Origin of the sequence: Streptomyces sp. SLBN-8D4 (assembly GCF_049739545.1) — a bacterium.
Lineage (GTDB): Bacteria > Actinomycetota > Actinomycetes > Streptomycetales > Streptomycetaceae > Streptomyces > Streptomyces canus_C.
Genome location: NZ_JBMGQC010000001.1, coordinates 2,967,221 through 2,985,823, shown reverse-complemented (window position 1 = coordinate 2,985,823; position 18,603 = coordinate 2,967,221). Strand labels below are relative to the sequence as shown.

Annotated in this window: 17 protein-coding genes; 13 read left to right on the top strand and 4 right to left on the bottom strand. The window is 70.0% G+C overall.

The window, feature by feature from the left end; translation table 11 throughout:
• The first annotated feature begins 22 nt into the window (after nucleotides 1-22).
• The 7 genes from rsmD to mutM all read left to right on the top strand — a co-directional run bounded on the left by rsmD (nucleotide 23) and on the right by mutM (nucleotide 4,990).
• The gene (gene rsmD, locus RKD20_RS13020; RefSeq protein WP_424877877.1) at nucleotides 23-610 is read left to right on the top strand and encodes a 16S rRNA (guanine(966)-N(2))-methyltransferase RsmD; all 588 of its coding nucleotides are present in this window, start codon (nucleotides 23-25) and stop codon (nucleotides 608-610) included.
• Between the two features lie 26 nt (nucleotides 611-636).
• Nucleotides 637-1,116 carry a pantetheine-phosphate adenylyltransferase gene (coaD, locus tag RKD20_RS13015; protein ID WP_007384940.1) on the top strand — a complete coding sequence of 160 codons (480 nt, stop codon included), beginning with the start codon at nucleotides 637-639 and terminating at the stop codon, nucleotides 1,114-1,116.
• 57 nt (nucleotides 1,117-1,173) lie between these two features.
• On the top strand, nucleotides 1,174-2,229 hold the full coding sequence (locus tag RKD20_RS13010; RefSeq protein WP_424877876.1) for an ATP synthase F0 subunit B: 1,056 nt from the start codon (nucleotides 1,174-1,176) through the stop codon (nucleotides 2,227-2,229).
• A 133-nt stretch (nucleotides 2,230-2,362) separates the two neighbouring features.
• On the top strand, nucleotides 2,363-3,016 hold the full coding sequence (locus RKD20_RS13005) for a YceD family protein (protein ID WP_020120998.1): 654 nt from the start codon (nucleotides 2,363-2,365) through the stop codon (nucleotides 3,014-3,016).
• A 2-nt stretch (nucleotides 3,017-3,018) separates the two neighbouring features.
• Entirely contained in the window at nucleotides 3,019-3,192 is a 174-nt protein-coding gene (gene rpmF / locus RKD20_RS13000; RefSeq protein WP_006139588.1) for a 50S ribosomal protein L32, read from the top strand.
• A gap of 19 nt (nucleotides 3,193-3,211) precedes the next feature.
• On the top strand, nucleotides 3,212-4,021 hold the full coding sequence (gene rnc, locus RKD20_RS12995) for a ribonuclease III (protein WP_424883208.1): 810 nt from the start codon (nucleotides 3,212-3,214) through the stop codon (nucleotides 4,019-4,021).
• Between the two features lie 108 nt (nucleotides 4,022-4,129).
• Nucleotides 4,130-4,990: a bifunctional DNA-formamidopyrimidine glycosylase/DNA-(apurinic or apyrimidinic site) lyase gene (gene mutM / locus RKD20_RS12990; RefSeq protein ID WP_424877875.1), complete on the top strand. Its 861-nt coding sequence runs from the start codon at nucleotides 4,130-4,132 to the stop codon at nucleotides 4,988-4,990.
• Here mutM and RKD20_RS12985 read toward each other — a convergent pair.
• Both RKD20_RS12985 and RKD20_RS12980 read right to left on the bottom strand, forming a co-directional pair.
• A complete protein-coding gene (locus RKD20_RS12985; protein ID WP_007384945.1) occupies nucleotides 4,963-5,364 on the bottom strand; it encodes a winged helix-turn-helix transcriptional regulator in 402 nt (133 codons plus the stop codon). The two genes, mutM and RKD20_RS12985, sit on opposite strands and share 28 nt — an antisense overlap.
• 100 nt (nucleotides 5,365-5,464) lie before the next feature.
• On the bottom strand, nucleotides 5,465-6,547 hold the full coding sequence (locus RKD20_RS12980) for a CAP domain-containing protein (RefSeq protein ID WP_424877874.1): 1,083 nt from the start codon (nucleotides 6,545-6,547) through the stop codon (nucleotides 5,465-5,467).
• A 172-nt stretch (nucleotides 6,548-6,719) separates the two neighbouring features.
• Here RKD20_RS12980 and RKD20_RS12975 point away from each other — a divergent pair, with 172 nt between their 5' ends.
• The 4 genes from RKD20_RS12975 to RKD20_RS12960 all read left to right on the top strand — a co-directional run bounded on the left by RKD20_RS12975 (nucleotide 6,720) and on the right by RKD20_RS12960 (nucleotide 13,005).
• Complete coding sequence (locus RKD20_RS12975) at nucleotides 6,720-7,001, top strand: acylphosphatase (RefSeq protein ID WP_057616505.1); 282 nt, start codon at nucleotides 6,720-6,722, stop codon at nucleotides 6,999-7,001.
• A 382-nt stretch (nucleotides 7,002-7,383) separates the two neighbouring features.
• Nucleotides 7,384-7,587 (top strand): hypothetical protein, encoded by a 204-nt coding sequence (locus RKD20_RS12970; protein ID WP_007384948.1) that lies wholly within the window; start codon nucleotides 7,384-7,386, stop codon nucleotides 7,585-7,587.
• 238 nt (nucleotides 7,588-7,825) lie between these two features.
• On the top strand, nucleotides 7,826-11,398 hold the full coding sequence (gene smc / locus RKD20_RS12965; RefSeq protein WP_424877873.1) for a chromosome segregation protein SMC: 3,573 nt from the start codon (nucleotides 7,826-7,828) through the stop codon (nucleotides 11,396-11,398).
• Nucleotides 11,399-11,586: 188 nt separating this feature from the next.
• On the top strand, nucleotides 11,587-13,005 hold the full coding sequence (locus tag RKD20_RS12960; RefSeq protein WP_424877872.1) for a sugar porter family MFS transporter: 1,419 nt from the start codon (nucleotides 11,587-11,589) through the stop codon (nucleotides 13,003-13,005).
• A 165-nt stretch (nucleotides 13,006-13,170) separates the two neighbouring features.
• Here RKD20_RS12960 and RKD20_RS12955 read toward each other — a convergent pair whose 3' ends face one another.
• A complete protein-coding gene (locus RKD20_RS12955; protein ID WP_424877871.1) occupies nucleotides 13,171-14,142 on the bottom strand; it encodes an LLM class flavin-dependent oxidoreductase in 972 nt (323 codons plus the stop codon).
• A 397-nt stretch (nucleotides 14,143-14,539) separates the two neighbouring features.
• Here RKD20_RS12955 and ftsY point away from each other — a divergent pair, with 397 nt between their 5' ends.
• Nucleotides 14,540-15,733 carry a signal recognition particle-docking protein FtsY gene (ftsY, locus tag RKD20_RS12950; RefSeq protein WP_424877870.1) on the top strand — a complete coding sequence of 398 codons (1,194 nt, stop codon included), beginning with the start codon at nucleotides 14,540-14,542 and terminating at the stop codon, nucleotides 15,731-15,733.
• Between the two features lie 144 nt (nucleotides 15,734-15,877).
• Here ftsY and RKD20_RS12945 read toward each other — a convergent pair whose 3' ends face one another.
• A complete protein-coding gene (locus tag RKD20_RS12945; protein WP_424877869.1) occupies nucleotides 15,878-16,534 on the bottom strand; it encodes a bifunctional DNA primase/polymerase in 657 nt (218 codons plus the stop codon).
• 433 nt (nucleotides 16,535-16,967) lie between these two features.
• On the opposite strand from RKD20_RS12945, the gene RKD20_RS12940 reads away from it, so the two are divergent.
• Nucleotides 16,968-18,461, top strand: a complete 1,494-nt coding sequence (locus tag RKD20_RS12940) for a hypothetical protein (protein ID WP_424877868.1) — start codon at nucleotides 16,968-16,970, stop codon at nucleotides 18,459-18,461.
• Nucleotides 18,462-18,603 lie beyond the last annotated feature (142 nt).

Genomic DNA, 18,603 nt, shown 5'->3' with positions numbered 1-18,603 from the left:
GATCCCCGAACAAGGACCGAAGATGACGCGCGTGATCGCGGGCACAGCCGGTGGACGCCGCCTGGCCGTCCCGCCAGGGAACGGCACCCGTCCCACCTCGGACCGCGCGCGCGAAGGTCTCTTCTCCACCTGGCAGTCCCTGCTGGGCGGCCCCTTGGCGGGCGAACGAGTCCTCGATCTGTACGCCGGATCAGGTGCGGTCGGCCTCGAAGCGCTCTCCCGGGGCGCGAGCCACACCCTCCTGGTGGAGGCCGACGCAAGAGCCGCCCGCACGATCCGCGAGAACGTCAGGAACATCGGCCTGCCCGGCGCCGAAGTCCGCGCGGGCAAGGCCGAACAGATCATCCGGACGGGGGCGCCGACAGAGCCGTACGACCTCGTCTTCCTGGACCCCCCGTACCGAGTCACGGATCACGATCTTCGCGAGATCCTGCTCACACTCCGCTCGGAACACTGGCTCACGCCGGACGCCCTCGTCACCGTGGAGCGCAGCACCAGAGGCGGAGAATTCAAGTGGCCGCCCGGTTTCGACGCGGTCAAGGCCCGTCGCTACGGCGAGGGAACGTTTTGGTACGGTCGCGCCGCCTCTACGTGCGAAGACGCACGATGACCGGACCGGAGAGCGAGGGATCTCAAGTGCGCCGCGCCGTCTGTCCCGGGTCGTTCGACCCGATCACCAACGGACACCTCGACATCATCTCCCGCGCCTCCAGACTGTACGACGAGGTCTATGTCGCGGTGATGATCAACAAGTCCAAGAAGGGCCTGTTCGAGATCGACGAACGGATCGACCTGATCCGCGAGGTCACCGCCGAGTACGGCAACGTGATCGTGGAGGCCTTCCACGGCCTTCTCGTCGACTACTGCAAGGAGCGCGACATCCCGGCCATCGTCAAGGGCCTGCGCGCCGTCAGCGACTTCGACTACGAGCTCCAGATGGCCCAGATGAACAACGGCCTGAGCGGCGTCGAGACCCTCTTCGTGCCGACCAACCCCACCTACAGCTTCCTGTCCTCCTCGCTCGTCAAGGAGGTCGCGACCTGGGGCGGAGACGTCTCCCACCTGGTCCCGCCGAGGGTTCTCGAAGCCCTGAACGAGCGCCTCCACAAGGGCTGATGGGGCTACAGTCGTCCCGTCCGTCTCCAACACAGCTGTAGAGAGTGGCGAGCACAGGTGGACGTGCAGAAGAAGCTCGACGAGATCGTCGCCGCGGTCTCCGGCGCCCGTTCGATGCCCATGTCGGCCTCCGTGATGGTCAACCGCGCCGACCTGCTCGCGATGCTCGAAGAGCTTCGCCAGGCCCTGCCCGGCTCCCTCGCGCAGGCCCAGGAGCTGATCGGCGACCGTGAGCAGCTGGTCGAGCAGGCACGCCAGGAGGCCGAGCGGATCATCGGGCAGGCGCACGCCGAGCGCGGTTCCCTGATCTCCGACACCGAGGTAGCCCGCCGCTCCCAGGCCGAGGCCGACCGGATCCTGAACGAGGCCCGCCAGGAGGCCGAGGAGGTTCGTGCCGAGGCCGACGACTACGTCGACTCCAAGCTCGCCAACTTCGAGGTCGTCCTCACCAAGACCCTCGGCTCGGTCGGCCGCGGCCGCGAGAAACTCCTCGGCACCGGTCCCGGCCTCGACGAGCACGGCTACGAGGACGAGGACGCCCCCGAGCGCAGCCACGACCCCGAGACGCTGCGCAAGGACGCCGACGCCTACGTCGACGTCAAGCTCGGCGCCTTCGAGGCGGTGCTCGCCAAGACCCTGGAGGCCGTCGGCCGCGGCCGCCAGAAGCTGCACGGCCGTATCGCCTCCGACGACCTCGGTGCCCTCGCCGACGACACCTCCACCGTCCAGCACTCCAGCGACGCCGACTACCTGGCCGACCTCACCGCCCTGGCGGAGCAGGACGCCCAGGCCCAGCAGGCGGCCCAGCAGCCGGACTACGCCCAGCAGCCGGCGTACGGCTACCAGCAGCAGACCGACGCCTACGCCGGGTACCAGCAGCAGCCCGATCCGTACGCGCAGCAGCAGGACCCGTACGGCTACCAGCAGGCCGACCCCTACGCCTATCAGGGCTACGACCAGCAGCAGGCCGCGTACGACCAGCAACAGGCCCAGCAGGCCCAGCAGGCGCACCAGTCCCAGCAGAGCTACGCCCTCGACGAGACCAGCCTCTTCGACACCGGCATGATCACGCCGGAGCAGTTGAGGGCGTACGAGCAGGGTCGCGGCCAGTAGGAAAGGCACCGGATTGGGCCGTGAGCGAAAGGTCCAGTATCCTGGCTCTTCGGTCGCGTGTACGTCCGCGATCAACGCTGCCCGGGAACACCGAAGGGCAGCGTCCCTCTGAGCTCGAAGATCGAAAGCAGGAATGGCCCTGAACGCCCGCCTCGACCACCGCAACCCACTCGTGTTCGACACACACGAGCTGGGGCGGCGTCCTGGCGCGCTGCAGCGCCTGACCCGTGAGATCGACGCTCCCAAGGATCTCGGCATCCAGGGAGTGATCGGAGTGCCGGAAGGCGCCCCGGTCGAGCTCGAACTCCGCCTTGAGTCGGTCATGGAAGGGGTGCTTGTCACAGGCACCGCCCGTGCACAGGCCGAGGGGGAGTGCGTAAGGTGTCTGGAGCCGCTTGAGCTGGCGCTCGAAGCGGACTTCCAGGAGATGTTCTCGTACCCTGACGCCGACGACCGTGGCCGCGTGAAAGCGGAACCGGCCGACGACGCCGAGGAAGACGAGGACAGGCTCTTCATCGAGGACGGCCTGTTCGACCTCGAACCCGTGCTGCGCGATGCGGTGGTGCTCGCACTGCCGATGCAGCCGGTGTGCCAGGACGACTGCCTGGGCCTGTGCTCCGAGTGCGGAGAGCGGCTCACGGACGACCCGGACCACCACCACGACGCCGTCGACATCCGTTGGGCGGCACTGCAGGGACTCGCCGGTTCACTCGAAGACGGCGAGAAGGACGAGATGAGTGGCGAAGCGCCTCGATCGGCGCCCGCCAACGAGAAGCAGGAGAAGTAGCCGTGGCTGTTCCGAAGCGGAAGATGTCGCGCAGCAACACGCGCCACCGCCGGTCGCAGTGGAAGGCTGCGGTCCCCACCCTGGTTGCGTGCGAGCGCTGCCACGAGCCCAAGCTGCAGCACATCGCGTGCCCCGCTTGTGGCACCTACAACAAGCGCCAGGTCCTCGAGGTCTGAGCGGCTGGTGAGAGGCACTGTGTCCACGCCGAAGAAGAACTCGGGCGACAACCAGGCCTCGTCCCACACGCTGTTGGAAGGGCGGCTCGGGTACAAACTCGAGTCCGCCCTTCTGGTGCGTGCACTGACCCACCGCTCGTACGCGTACGAGAACGGCGGTCTGCCGACCAACGAGCGTCTGGAGTTCCTCGGGGACTCCGTGCTCGGTCTGGTCGTCACGGACACGCTGTACACCACCCACCCCGACCTGCCCGAAGGCCAACTGGCCAAGCTGCGGGCCGCGGTGGTCAACTCGCGTGCGCTGGCGGAGGTCGGTCGCGGCCTAGAACTCGGTTCCTTCATCCGGCTCGGCCGTGGTGAAGAGGGCACGGGTGGCCGGGACAAGGCATCCATCCTCGCCGACACCCTGGAAGCGGTGATCGGTGCGGTCTATCTCGACCAGGGCCTCGAAGCAGCGTCCGAACTGGTTCACCGCCTGTTCGACCCGCTGATCGAGAAGTCCTCCAACCTCGGTGCCGGCCTGGACTGGAAGACCAGTCTCCAGGAGCTCACCGCGACCGAAGGACTCGGCGTGCCCGAGTACCTGGTCACGGAGACCGGCCCCGACCACGAGAAGACCTTCACTGCTGCCGCCCGCGTCGGAGGCGTCTCGTACGGCACCGGCACCGGCCGCAGCAAGAAGGAGGCGGAGCAGCAGGCCGCGGAGTCCGCCTGGAGGTCCATCCGGGCCGCCGCGGACGAGCGCGCCAAGGCGGCGGCCGAAGCGGCTGTCGAAGCCGCCGAAGCCGCCGAGGAGGACGACGAAGGTCCGTCGTCCGTCTCCGCCTGACGCCTGGAAGCACCCAGCGCGTCTGGAAGAACAGCGCAGCCGAGCGCCTGTCCCTGAACACCGGGGCGGGCGCTCGGCTCATACACCGGTCCGTGACGGGGGAGCCCCATGCCCGAGTTGCCCGAGGTCGAGGTCGTACGGCGTGGCCTTGAGCGGTGGGTCGCCCACCGCACGGTCGCCGAGGCCGAGGTGCTGCACCCGCGCGCGGTCCGCCGTCACCTCGCCGGTGCCGAGGACTTCGCGTACCGCCTCAAGGGCCACCGCGTCGGCACCCCGAGCCGCCGCGGCAAGTACCTCTGGCTGCCCCTGGAGGACACGGACCAGTCGGTCCTGGCCCACCTCGGGATGAGCGGCCAGCTGCTGGTCCAGCCGCATGCCGCGCCCGACGAGAAGCACCTCCGGATCCGGGTGCGGTTCGCGGACGAGGTGGACACCGAGCTCCGCTTCGTCGACCAACGCACCTTCGGCGGGCTGTCGTTGCACGACGACACCCCCGACGGACTGCCCGACGTCATCGCGCACATCGCGCGCGACCCCCTCGACCCGCTCTTCGACGACGACGCCTTCCACCAGGCCCTGCGCCGCAAGCGCAGCACCATCAAACGGGCCCTGCTGGACCAGTCGTTGATCAGCGGAGTGGGCAACATCTATGCGGACGAGGCCCTTTGGCGCTCCCGCATCCACTACGAGCGCCCCACCGCCGCCTTCACGCGCCCGCGCACGGCCGAACTCCTGGGCCACGTCCGGGACGTGATGAACGCGGCCCTCGCGGTCGGCGGCACCAGTTTCGACAGCCTGTACGTCAACGTCAACGGCGAGTCCGGGTACTTCGACCGGTCCCTCGACGCGTACGGCCGTGAAGGACTGCCGTGCAAGCGGTGCGGTACGCCGATGCGCCGACGGCCCTGGATGAACCGGTCCAGCTACTTCTGCCCGAGGTGTCAGCGGGCGCCGCGCGTCACGTCGTAGCGTTCGCGGGCGGCCAGGACGTCGTCCATGCGGCCCTCGACGAAGCGGATGAGGCCCAGCAGTCGCTCGGCCACCTCGTGGCCCAGCGGGGTCAGCTCGTAGTCGACCCGGGGCGGGTTGGTGGGCTGGGCCTCGCGGTGCACCAGGCCGTCGCGCTCCAGCCCCTGGAGTGTCTGGGAGAGCATCTTCTCGCTCACGCCGTCGACCCGGCGGCGCAGCTCGTTGAAGCGCAGCGAGCCCTCGTACAGCGCGCCGAGGGTGAGGGCGCCCCAGCGGCCCGTCACGTGCTCCAGCGTGCCGCGCGAGGGGCAGGCCTTGGCGAACACGTCGTACGGGAGGTCCCGGGCCTCCGGGGGCTGCTGCGTGGTGTCCATATCAGGAGCGTACTGGAAGGCAGCACTAACCGACAGGTCGCACTAACCAAAAGTTAGTGCGACCCGTGATCGTCGTGCGCCGCCCGACCGTCGGCAGCCTCTAGTAGCCGAAGTCCTGGGTCCACCAGGGGCCGCCCGCACCGAACTGCACGCCCACGCCCAGCGTCTTGAAGTCGCAGTTCAGGATGTTGGCCTTGTGGCCGGGGCTGTTCATCCAGGCTTCCATGACCGAGGCCGCGTCGGCCTGGCCCCGGGCGATGTTCTCGCCGCCGAGGCTGGTGATCCCGGCCTGTGCGGCGCGGTCCCACGGGGTGGCACCGCTCGGGTCGGTGTGGTCGAAGAAGCCCTGGTCGGCCATGGCCTTGCTGAAGGTCTCGGCGAGCTGGGTCAGCGCGCTGTTGGCGGCGACGGGGCTGCACCCGACCTTCGCCCGCTCGGCGTTGACGAGCCTGAGCACCTCGGCCTCGGCGGCGGCCTCCGTGGAGACCTCCACCGGCGCGGTGGTCTCCTTCTTCGCAGGCTCCCGCTCCTTCTGCGAGGGCGTGGTCTTCGGCTTCTTGCTCGGCGGGGCCTTCGGCTTCTCCGTCGGCTTCTCGGTCGGGGCGGCCGTCGAGGTCGAGGGGGCCGGCGCGGGCGAGGAGGCGCGGTCGGCGTCCCGGCTCGTCGACGAGCCGTCCTCGCGACTGTCCGAGCTCCCGGCGCTGCCGGAGGTGCCGCCCTGCTCGGCGGGGGAGTTGGTCGGCGAGCCGGCCGCCTGCACGTCGCCGCCGGTGGTGCTGCCGCCGCCGATCTTGTAGTTGTCCAGGCCGGGCACGACGCCCGTGGCGACCGCCACCGTGCCGATCGCGACGGCGGCCGAGACGCCGAGCAGACCGGTCTTGACCGGCGTCACGAGGTTCCTCTTGCGGCGGCGGTGCGAGCCGCCCCGGCGCGGACCGTCGGCGGGCGTGTAGCCCTCGCCCCGGTACAGCGCGTACTCCTCCTCCGACGCGAACAGGTAGGCGTCACTGCGCGCATAGGGGTCGGCGTCCTCGCGGCTCGGATAGGTCGAGGTGCCCACCGAGGCGAAGTTGTACGAGTCCTGCGGGTCGAAGTCGCTCCCGTAGGAGCTGTGTGTCTGTGTGAACCCCGTGGCGCGGCCCGTGGCGGCGCGGCCGGCGGCGGAGCGTCGGTGGCGTCCCATGTCCTTGCCTTCCTCGTCTGTTCGTGAGGTCGACGCGTCCCCCCGGTCAACCAGAGTCACAAAACCCACACGATCGAGTGAGTTTCGTATGAGATTCATTGGCAGCGGACAGTACCGCATGCCGCCAGAGGACGGTGTGCCAAGAGAGACATTGGCCCGTTAGGTTGCACCTATGAGCGAGGATGTACGGCTGGTCGCCTGGGTGCGCGGACGCGTCCAAGGTGTGGGTTTCCGCTGGTTCACGCGGGCCAAGGCGCTGGAGATCGGCGGCCTGAGTGGTTTTGCTCTCAATCTGGACGACGGACGCGTGCAAGTGGTCGCGGAGGGACCGCGCAAGGGCTGTCAGGGACTCCTGGACTGGCTCCTGGGTGACGACACGCCCGGCCGCGTCGACGGTGTCACCGAGATCTGGGACACACCCCGCGGGGGGTACGACGGCTTCGCCATCCGATGAGCCGTTTCTGTAAAGCGGCCCCGGCGGGAGCGGTGGGACATGCCGCAGGCACCTGCCCGGAGGAGAAAGGTGCTGGTGGTTGCCAAGAAGCCCGGTGCCGTGGCAGGCTCCGCAGCTAAGAATGATCGTCACGCCCCCGGGTCCCGAGGGAGCCGCAGCGCCGCCGTTCTCAGGCCGCGCCGGCGCGGGTTGCCGCCAATACGGGGCGTGATCGTGTTGACCGTCAAACTTTTTGGTGAGACGCTGAAAGCACCCCGCGCACCTTAGCTGTTTGGCATGGAAGAACGGCAGCACGAACTCAAAAGTGTCAAGCACCGCGGGTGCGAATCCCTCACGACCCACACCGCATCGGTCGGTCACTCATTGTGGAGGACCATCCATCATGGCAAAGGCGCTTCTCGGTTACGTCGGCGGCTCGGACCCTCGACTCCTCGCCGAGATGCGACGGCTCCAGCAGCGCGTCCAGGACCTGGAATCCGAGCTCGTACGGATCCAGGCTGAGAACGACGAGCTCGCGGCTGCCGCTTCTCACGACAGGATCATGGAGAGCATCGACGCACACCAGGCGGAGCCTGCGCTCACCTGATCGCTGCATCGCTCCACGACAGCTCACGCAGTGGTCGGGCGGCCCGTAAAACCGCTGATCCGTATCAACCGCTCAGTTGTCAGAGTTTGCAAGGGACGCTTCGGCGTCCCTTCTTTCTTGCCCCCGTGCACCCTTTCACTCTCTTAACGTTTGGTGTGCCCTGCACGTTCAACGGTGAAACCGCGGGGGACATCGCGTTCATGGAGTGAGACACCCCCGGAAGGTAGAGTCCAGCGGCGTGCACCTCAAGGCCCTGACCCTCCGAGGGTTCAAGTCGTTCGCCTCGGCCACCACGCTCCGGTTCGAGCCGGGGATCACGTGTGTCGTCGGCCCGAACGGTTCGGGCAAGTCCAATGTCGTGGACGCGCTCAGCTGGGTCATGGGCGAGCAGGGCGCCAAGTCGTTGCGCGGCGGCAAGATGGAGGACGTCATCTTCGCCGGCACCACCGGGCGCCCGCCGCTGGGCCGCGCCGAGGTGTCCCTGACGATCGACAACTCCGACGGCGCCCTGCCCATCGAGTACGCCGAGGTCACCATCACGCGGATCATGTTCCGCAACGGCGGCAGCGAGTACCAGATCAACGGTGACACCTGCCGTCTCCTGGACATCCAGGAACTCCTGTCCGACTCCGGCATCGGCCGCGAGATGCACGTGATCGTCGGCCAGGGCCAGCTCGACTCAGTCCTGCACGCGGACCCGACGGGCCGCCGCGCCTTCATCGAGGAGGCCGCCGGCGTCCTCAAGCACCGCAAGCGCAAGGAGAAGGCGCTGCGCAAGCTGGACGCGATGCAGGCCAACCTCGCGCGCGTGCAGGACCTCACCGACGAACTCCGGCGCCAGCTCAAGCCGCTCGGCAGACAGGCCGCGGTCGCCCGCCGGGCCGCCGTCATCCAGGCCGACCTGCGCGACGCCCGCCTCCGGCTGCTCGCCGACGATCTCGTACGACTGCGCCAGGCGCTCCAGGCCGAGGTCGCGGACGAGGCCGCGCTGAAGGAGCGCAAGGAGGCCGCTGAGCAGGAACTGAAGAAGGCCCTCCAGCGCGAGGCGCTCCTGGAGGACGAGGTACGGCAGCTCACGCCCCGGCTCCAGCGCGCCCAGCAGACCTGGTACGAGCTCTCCCAGCTCGCCGAGCGGGTGCGCGGCACGATCTCGCTGGCCGACGCCCGCGTGAAGAGCGCGACCTCGGCGCCGCCCGAGGAACGGCGGGGCCGGGACCCCGAGGACATGGAACGCGAGGCCGCGCGGATCCGCGAGCAGGAGGCCGAGCTGGAGGCCGCCCTGGAGGCGGCCGAGCGCGCTCTGGAGGACACGGTCGCGCACCGCGCCGACCTGGAGCGCGCGCTCACCCAGGAGGAACGGCGCCTCAAGGACGTGGCCCGGGCCATCGCCGACCGCCGCGAGGGCCTGGCCCGCCTGAGTGGCCAGGTCAACGCGGCCCGTTCCCGCGCCGCCTCCGCGCAGGCCGAGATCGACCGCCTCGCCGCCGCGCGGGACGAGGCCCAGGAGCGGGCGTTCACCGCGCAGGAGGAGTACGAGACGCTGAAGGCCGAGGTCGACGGCCTCGACGCCGGCGACGCGGAGCTGGCGGAGCAGCACGAGAGGGCCAAACAGCGGCTCGCGGAGGCGGAGGCCGCCCTGACGGCCGCCCGGGAGGCGACCACGGCGGCGGAACGCAGGCGGGCGGCGACCCAGGCCCGCCATGACGCCTTGGCGATGGGCTTGAGGAGGAAGGACGGGACGGGGGCGCTGCTGAGCGCGAAGGACCGTCTCACCGGGCTGCTGGGTCCGGCGGCCGAGCTCCTGACGGTGACACCGGGCCACGAGGTGGCGCTCGCGGCGGCGTTCGGGGCGGCGGCGGACGCCCTCGCTGTGACGTCCGTGTCCGCAGCGGCAGAAGCGATCCGCCTGCTCAGAAAGCAGGACGGAGGCAGGGCCTCACTTCTGCTCGCCGGTTCGCCCGAGGCGCCCCTCGGGTGCGCGACCAGCCACGACGGACCCGCGGACGCCACCCATCAGCACGCTGCAGACTTCGTCCGTGCCCCCTCCGACCTCACGCCCGCAGTGAGACGCCTCCTGCACGGCATGGTGATCGTCGGCACCCTCGAAGACGCCGAGGACCTCGTCTACGCCAACCCCCACCTCACCGCCGTCACCGCCGAAGGCGACCTCCTGGGCGCGCACTTCGCCCACGGCGGCTCCGCGGGCGCCCCGAGCCTCCTCGAAGTACAGGCCTCGGTGGACGAGGCCGCAGCCGAACTCGAAGAGCTCGCGATCCGCTGCGAGGAACTCACCGAGGCCCAGCACACGGCCGTAGAAGACCGAAAGACATGCGCCGGCCTCGTCGAGGAGCTGGGGGAGCGCCGCCGGGCCGCGGACCGGGAGAAGTCGGCCGTGGCCCAGCAGCTCGGCCGGCTGTCCGGTCAGGCGAAAGGCGCCGCCGGTGAAGCCGAGCGCTCCACCGCGGCGGCCGCCCGCGCGCAGGAGTCGCTGGAGAAGGCCCTCGAAGAGGCCGAGGAACTCGCCGAACGCCTCGCCGTGGCCGAGGAGATGCCGGTCGAGGAGGAGCCCGACACCTCCGTGCGGGACCGGCTCGCCGCCGACGGGGCCAACGCCCGCCAGACCGAGATGGAGGCCCGTCTCCAGGTCCGTACGCACGAGGAGCGGGTCAAGGGACTCGCCGGCCGTGCCGACTCCCTCGACCGCGCCGCCCGCGCGGAGCGGGACGCACGCGCGCGTGCCGAACAGCGGCGGGCCCGGCTGCGGCACGAGGCCGCCGTGGCCGGGGCTGTGGCTTCCGGTGCGCGGCAGCTGCTCGCGCACGTCGAGGTGTCCCTCGCGCGCGCGGACGCCGAGCGCTCCGCCGCCGACGCGGCCAAGGCGCTCAGGGAACGGGAGCTGACCGCCGCCCGCACCACCGGCCGCGACCTCAAGGCCGAGCTCGACAAGCTGACCGACTTCGTCCACCGGGGCGAGGTGCTCGGGGCCGAGAAGCGGATGCGGATCGAGCAGCTGGAGACCAAGGCGCTGGAGGAGCTGGGTGTCGAGCCGGCGGGCCTTGTCGAGGAGTACGGCCCCCACCAGCTCGTACCGCCCTCTCCGCCCGCCGAGGGCGAGGAACTGCCCGAGGACCCGGAGCATCCGCGCAACCAGCCGAAGCAGTTCCACCGGGCCGAGCAGGAGAAGCGGCTCAGGGCGGCCGAGCGGGCGTACCAGCAGCTCGGCAAGGTCAATCCGCTCGCGCTGGAGGAGTTCGCGGCGCTGGAGGAGCGGCACAAGTTCCTCAGTGAGCAGCTGGAGGACCTGAAGAAGACCCGCGCCGACCTGCTTCAGGTGGTGAAGGAGGTCGACGAACGCGTCGAGCAGGTGTTCACCGAGGCCTACCGGGACACGGCCCGGCAGTTCGAGGGCGTCTTCAGCCGGCTCTTCCCGGGCGGCGAGGGGCGGCTGATCCTGACCGACCCCGACAACATGCTCACCACCGGCGTGGATGTCGAGGCGCGGCCGCCGGGCAAGAAGGTCAAGCGGCTCAGCCTGCTCTCGGGTGGCGAGCGGTCCCTGACGGCCGTAGCGTTGCTGGTGTCGATCTTCAAGGCGCGGCCCAGCCCGTTCTACGTCATGGACGAGGTCGAGGCCGCCCTCGACGACACCAACCTCCAGCGGCTGATCCGCATCATGCAGGAGCTGCAGGAGGCGTCGCAGCTGATCGTGATCACGCACCAGAAGCGGACGATGGAGGTCGCCGACGCGCTGTACGGCGTCTCCATGCAGGGCGACGGGGTGTCGAAGGTCATCAGTCAGCGACTGCGCTAGGTCGTCGGCGGCTGCGCTGGTCTGTCCGGGTACCCGGTTTCAATCTCTTCATTCCTTGAACTCAACATCCCCACCTGTGCCTGTTTTCTCACACGACCCGGGCTGTTGATTTCGTAACTTGAAGGAATAGGGTCTGCATCGTTGTTCTTGCCTTCAGGCAGCGTTGCCGATGGCCTTAGGAGTTGAACGTGACCAGCACAGCGCAGGCGCAGAAGTCAGGAGCCGGAACGGCTCACCCCGATCATCTCGGGCACGTCATCTTCATCGCGGCTGCGGCCGCGATGGGCGGATTCCTCTTCGGTTACGACAGCTCCGTGATCAACGGCGCCGTCGAGGCCATCCGAGGCCGCTACGACATCGGCTCCGCGGCCCTGGCGCAGGTCATCGCCATCGCCCTGATCGGCTGTGCGATCGGCGCGGCGACCGCCGGGCGCATCGCGGACCGCATCGGCCGTATCCGCTGCATGCAGATCTCGGCCGTCCTCTTCACGATCAGCGCCGTCGGTTCCGCGCTGCCCTTCGCGCTGTACGACCTGGCGTTCTGGCGGATCGTCGGTGGCTTCGCCATCGGTATGGCCTCGGTCATCGGCCCCGCCTACATCGCCGAGGTCGCCCCGCCGGCCTACCGCGGCCGTCTCGGCTCCTTCCAGCAGGCCGCCATCGTCATCGGCATCGCCGTCTCCCAGCTGGTCAACTGGGGCCTGCTCAACGCCGCCGGCGGCGACCAGCGCGGCAAGCTGATGGGCCTGGAGGCCTGGCAGGTCATGCTCGGCGTCATGGTGATCCCGGCCGTCCTCTACGGGCTGCTCTCCTTCGCCATCCCCGAGTCCCCGCGGTTCCTGATCTCCGTCGGCAAGCACGAGCGGGCCCGGGAGATCCTCGCGGAGGTCGAGGGCGACAAGATCGACCTCGACGCGCGCGTGTCGGAGATCGAGCACGCCATGAAGAGCGAGCACAAGTCGACCTTCAAGGACCTGCTCGGCGGAAGCTTCTTCTTCAAGCCGATCGTCTGGGTCGGCATCGGCCTGTCGGTCTTCCAGCAGTTCGTCGGCATCAACGTCGCGTTCTACTACTCCTCGACGCTGTGGCAGTCGGTCGGCGTCGACCCGACGGACTCGTTCCTCTACTCCTTCACGACGTCGATCATCAACATCGTCGGCACCGTGATCGCGATGATCTTCGTGGACCGCATCGGCCGCCGGCCGCTGGCCCTGATCGGCTCGGTCGGCATGGTGATCGGTCTCGCGCTGGAGGCCTGGGCGTTCTCCTTCGACCTGGTCGACGGCAAGCTGCCGGCCGCGCAGGGCTGGACCGCCCTGATCGCCGCCCACGTGTTCGTCCTCTTCTTCGCCCTGTCCTGGGGTGTGGTCGTCTGGGTCTTCCTCGGCGAGATGTTCCCGAACCGGATCCGCGCCGCCGCCCTCGGTGTGGCCGCCTCCGCGCAGTGGATCGCCAACTGGGCCATCACCGCGAGCTTCCCGTCGCTGGCCGACTGGAACCTGTCCGCGACCTACGTGATCTACACGGTCTTCGCCGCGCTCTCCATCCCGTTCGTCCTCAAGTACGTCAAGGAGACGAAGGGCAAGGCGCTGGAGGAGATGGGCTGACGCCCCCGCGAACCCGGGGGGAGGGGCCAACACCCCGCTGCCCCTCTCCCCGAACCGTCCGCCGCCCCCGGCCCGGCAACCGCCTGGACCGGGGGCGGCGGTGTCGTACCGCACGCGGGGTCACCGGGGTGTCGATCCGGTGCCGGTGCTCACGGGAGCGCAGGCTCAGTCGTTCAGCGTCGGAAGCACCCGCTCCGCGAACAACCGCAGACTCCGCCAGCCCTCCTCCACCGGCATTCCGCCCGCCAGCGGATGCAGGACGAGGTTGTCGAGGCCCTGCTCCACGCACTCCTCGGGCGTGAGGATCCGGTACACGCCCTCCGCGCGCAGCTCGTCGACCGACGTGGCCGCCGAGCGCACCGCCGAGCGGATGTCGCCGGACTGCCAGGAGGCGTACGTCCGGGCCTCGTGCAGGAAGTGCTTCCCGTGCCGGTCCCACGTCTCGTCCGGGTTCTCGGCGATGTGCAGCAACGGCGTCTCGGCCGTCGGCATCATGGTCCAGCCCTCGGTGCCGTACTCGACGAGCCGTTCCTTGTAGTACGCCTCCAGCTCCGGCAGATGCGCGCTGGGGAAGAAGGGGAGGCCCAGGCGGGCGGCCCGGCGGGCGGCGGCCTGGGAGGAGCCGCCGACCAGGAGGAGGGGGTGCGGGTCGGTGAAGGGGCGCGGGGTGACCCGTACGGTACGGCCGCGGTACTCGAACTCCTCGCCGGTCCAGGCCTTGAGGAGGGTCTCCAGGAGCTCGTCCTGGATGCGGCCCCGGCGCCGCCACTCCACGTCGAACAGGGCGTACTCCTCGGGCCGGTACCCGATCCCCGCGACCGTCACCAGCCGGCCGCCGCTCAGCAGGTCCAGTACGGCGATCTCCTCGGCCAGGCGGAGGGGGTCGTGCAGCGGGCCGATCACGGCGGAGACGGTGACCGCGATCCTGCGCGTCGCGCCGAACACCGCGCCCGCGAAGACGAACGGCGACGGCAGCCAGTTGTTGTCGACGCCGTGGTGCTCCTCGGTCTGCACGGTGGTGATCCCGTGCTCGTCGGCGTACGCGGCCATGTCCAGGGCGGCCCGGTAGCGGGCGCTGAGGGACGCGGGAGTCGCGCCGGGCTCGACGAGGTTGAAACGGACGACCGTGACGGGCATGGGAGGTCCCCCTTCACCGGACGGGTGGTGCGGGGACGGTAGCTGACGGTACGTCAGATTGCTATGGGTGCGGCGGGTGCGCGCGTGCCGTGACCCTGCGCCGCTGCTGCGCCGCGGTTGCGGCTGGGTGGGCGTCACTCCGCGTGCGGGTGCCCGTCGAGCCGCGCCTCAGGCCACGGCATCGACTCGGTCCGTCGTTCGTCCGACCGGTTTCACGGCCGCAGGCTTCGGCAGTGCCGCGTACAGCAGCTCCTAGACCACGATCGTGGCCGTCCCAGCGGTCGTACGCGCCGATCGGGTGTTCGAGGCGAGCGGGGCATGAACCGCAGATTGCTCGCTCTCCCGAGCGCAGCGGCGCAGTCGCCCCGGCGAGGGCGGGATGGATACTGGACGGGTTATGGAAACCGTCATCCTTGCTGTAGTCATCGCCGTGGTCGTGCTCGGTGTGCTCGGCGGGCTCGTCGTCGGCAGCCGACGCAAGAAGTCGCTGCCCCCGCCACCTCCCGCCGCGCCCGACATCACCGCCCCTCCGGCCGAGCCGCACGTCGGCGACGAGGCCGAGACGCCGCGCGACGAACCGCGCCGGACCATTGAGGAGGTGGATCTCCCGGGCGGCTCGGCGCCGCCCGTCGTGGAAGAGCTCCCGCCGACCGAGATCGAAGTCCCGGAGCCCACCGCCGGACGCCTGGTCCGGCTGCGCACCCGGCTCTCCCGTTCGCAGAACGCGCTCGGCAAGGGGCTGCTCACGCTCCTGTCGCGCGAACACCTCGACGACGACACCTGGGAGGAGATCGAGGACATCCTCCTCACCGCCGACGTCGGCGTGGCCCCGACCCAGGAACTGGTCGACGGGCTGCGCGAGCGGGTGAAGGTGCTCGGCACCCGGACCCCCGACGAACTGCGCGGACTGCTGCGCGCCGAGCTGCTCAAGCTGGTCGGCACCGAGGTCGACCGCACGGTGCGCACCGAGCCCGAGGAGCGCAAGCCGGGCATCGTGATGGTCGTCGGGGTCAACGGCACCGGCAAGACCACCACCACCGGCAAGCTCGCGCGCGTCCTCGTGGCCGACGGGCAGAGCGTCGTCCTGGGCGCCGCCGACACCTTCCGGGCCGCCGCCGCCGACCAGCTCCAGACCTGGGGCGAGCGGGTGGGCGCCCACACCGTGCGCGGGCCCGAGGGCGGCGACCCCGCCTCCGTCGCCTTCGACGCGGTGAAGGAGGGCAAGGAGATGGGGGTCGACGTGGTCCTCATCGACACCGCGGGCCGCCTCCACACCAAGACCGGGCTCATGGACGAGCTCGGCAAGGTCAAGCGGGTCGTCGAGAAGCACGCCCCGCTCGACGAGGTGCTGCTGGTGCTGGACGCCACCACGGGCCAGAACGGCCTGGTGCAGGCGCGCGTCTTCGCCGAGGTCGTCGACATCACCGGCATCGTCCTGACCAAGCTGGACGGCACCGCCAAGGGCGGCATCGTGGTCGCGGTCCAGCGTGAACTGGGCGTGCCGGTCAAGCTGATCGGCCTCGGAGAGGGCGCGGACGACCTCGCGCCGTTCGAGCCGGAAGCGTTCGTGGACGCCCTGATCGGCGACTGAGACGCCTACCCGCGGCCGAGTCGGAGACCGTGGAACGCGAAGAAGCGCCCGCCCCCGAGGTGCAGTCGGGGACGGGCGCTTCGCTGTGTACGGCTGTACGGCTTGTACGGCTGTACGGCCATAGGGCTTACGGCGGCTGTACGGCTACGCGCGCGACCGGTGCGCCACGTACGCCAGCGTCCCCAGCAGCAGGCGGGCCGCCGGCGGCTTCGTCGCCGTGTCCAGGGAAGGCGGCCGCAACCACTGCACAGCCCCCAGGCCGCCCCGGTCCGACGGCGGAGCCGTGATGTGGGTACCGGGGCCCAGGCCGCACAGGTCGAGGGAGGCGGTGTCGTCCCAGCCCATGCGGTAGAGGAGTTCGGCCAGGTCGGACGCGGCGCCGGGGGCGACGAAGAACTGGGCGCGGCCCTCGGGGGTCGCGGTCACCGGGCCGAGCGGCAGGCCCATGCGCTCCAGGCGGACCAGGGCGCGGCGCCCGGCCGCCTCGGCGACCTCGATGACGTCGAAGGCACGGCCGACCGGCAGCATCACGGCGGCGCCGGGGAACTCGGACCAGGCCTTGGTTACCTCGTCGAGCGTGGCCCCGGCCGGGACCGGGGACGCGAAGCCGAGGGGGTGGGCGCCGGGGTGAGGGCAGTCCGCGCGGCCGCAGGAGCAGGCGCCGGCCGAGGCACGCGCGCCCGGCACGACGTCCCAGCCCCAGAGTCCGGTGAACTCGGCGACGGCGGTGCACTCCGAGGAGCGGCCGCGCCTGCGCGTACCGGAACGAATCTCCCGAATGCCGCCGATCGTGAAGCCCATGCCCCCTCCAACGGGTCCAGCGCGCCGGTGGTTACGAGGCGGACGCGTCCGGTTACTCTCCGTTGCCCCTTCCGGGCGACGGTGGCGCCCGGAAGTGCCCAGGGTGGTGCGCCGGGACATGTGCGCCCCTGAGTGCACCGCTCCGCCCATCTCGCTCGGTCTATGTCAAGTGAATCGTGTGGAGGCGACCGTGAGTTCATTCGAAGGGGTGGCGAATGGTGGCGTTTCCGGGATCGCCATGGCTGGACGCGTGATCGTAGGATTACGTTGAGTGCACGAGTCCTGGGGGCACATGCACTTGTGGGTATGCCGGAGGCAAGTCGGTTCCTCGTTCGAAGGCTGACAACTGCCGGACGAACGGCCGTATTTACCGGCATTCTGATAAGGCTTGGCGCACTCGGCGACAAGTGGTCTCAGGGATGGGGGCGTTCCAGTGGGCGGCAACAGCGGAAGCGGGACGGGCGCCGGGAGCGCTGCGCAAGCTGACAAGCGCCCGAACGAACTGCTCACCTCCTGGTTCGTGCGCAGCGGCTGGTCGAAGGGCGAGCTCGCCCGCCAGGTCAACCGCAGGGCCCGCCAGTTGGGCGCCAACCACATCTCCACCGACACCTCGCGGGTGCGCCGCTGGCTGGACGGCGAGAACCCCCGCGAACCCATCCCCAGGATCCTGTCCGAGCTGTTCTCCGAGCGGTTCGGATGCGTCGTCTCCGTCGAGGACCTCGGACTGCGCACCGCCCGCCAGTCACCGTCCACGACCGGGGTCGACCTGCCCTGGACGGGCCCGCAGACCGTGGCCCTGCTCAGCGAGTTCTCGCGCAGCGACCTCATGCTGGCGCGTCGCGGCTTCCTCGGGACCTCGCTGGCCCTGTCCGCGGGCCCGTCCCTCATCGAGCCCATGCAGCGCTGGCTGGTCCCCGGGCCCGCCGCCACCCCGCACCGCGAGCCCGACCCGGCCGCCTCCCGCCGCGTCGGCCGGCTCTCCAAGCCGGAGCTCGACCTCCTGGAGTCGACGACCGTGATGTTCCGCCAGTGGGACGCCCAGTGCGGCGGCGGTCTGCGCCGCAAGGCGGTCGTCGGCCAGCTGCACGAGGTGACGGACCTCCTCCAGGAACCCCAGCCCGAGGCCACCACCCGCACGCTGTTCAAGGTCGCCGCCGAGCTGGCCGAGCTCGCGGGCTGGATGTCGTACGACGTGGGGCTCCAGCCCAGCGCGCAGAAGTACTTCGTGCTCGCCCTGCATGCCGCCAAGGAAGCCGGTGACAAGCCGCTCGGCTCCTATGTCCTGTCCAGCATGAGCCGCCAGATGATCCACCTCGGGCGGCCCGAGGATGCCCTGGAGCTGATCCACCTCGCGCAGTACGGCAGCCGGGACTGCGCGAGCCCGCGGACCCTGTCGATGCTGTATGCGATGGAGGCCCGCGCCTACGCCAACATGGGCCAGCCCGGCAAGTGCAAGAGGGCGGTCCGGATGGCCGAGGACACCTTCGCCGAGGCCGACGAGTGGGACGAGCCGGACCCCGACTGGATCCGCTTCTTCTCCGAGGCGGAGCTGTACGGCGAGAACTCCCACTCCTACCGCGACCTGGCCTACGTCGCCGGTCGCAGCCCGACCTACGCCTCCCTGGCCGAGCCCCTCATGCAGCGGGCGGTGGACCTCTTCTCCGAGGACGGCGAGCACCAGCGGTCGTACGCACTCAATCTCGTCGGCATGGCCACGGTGCACCTGCTGCGGCGGGAGCCCGAGCAGAGCACCGTACTGGTGGAACAGGCCATGCACATCGCCAAGAAGGTCCGCTCCGAGCGGGTCAACACTCGTATTCGAAAGACGGTCGACACGGCCGTACGCGATTTCGGTGATCTCGCCGAGGTCGTGGACCTCACCGACAAGCTCGCCGTGGAACTCCCGGAGACCGCGGAAGCCGTCTGAATCCCCGGAACCCCGGCCGCGGCCGGCCCTCCCGAACTGCCCGACTCGGCTCCCCCATGCCAGGTCGTCGGAAGGCCGACCGCGGCCGGTTTCTTTCCTTCTACGAAGGTTGCGCCACGATAACGATCGACGTGGCCCAAAT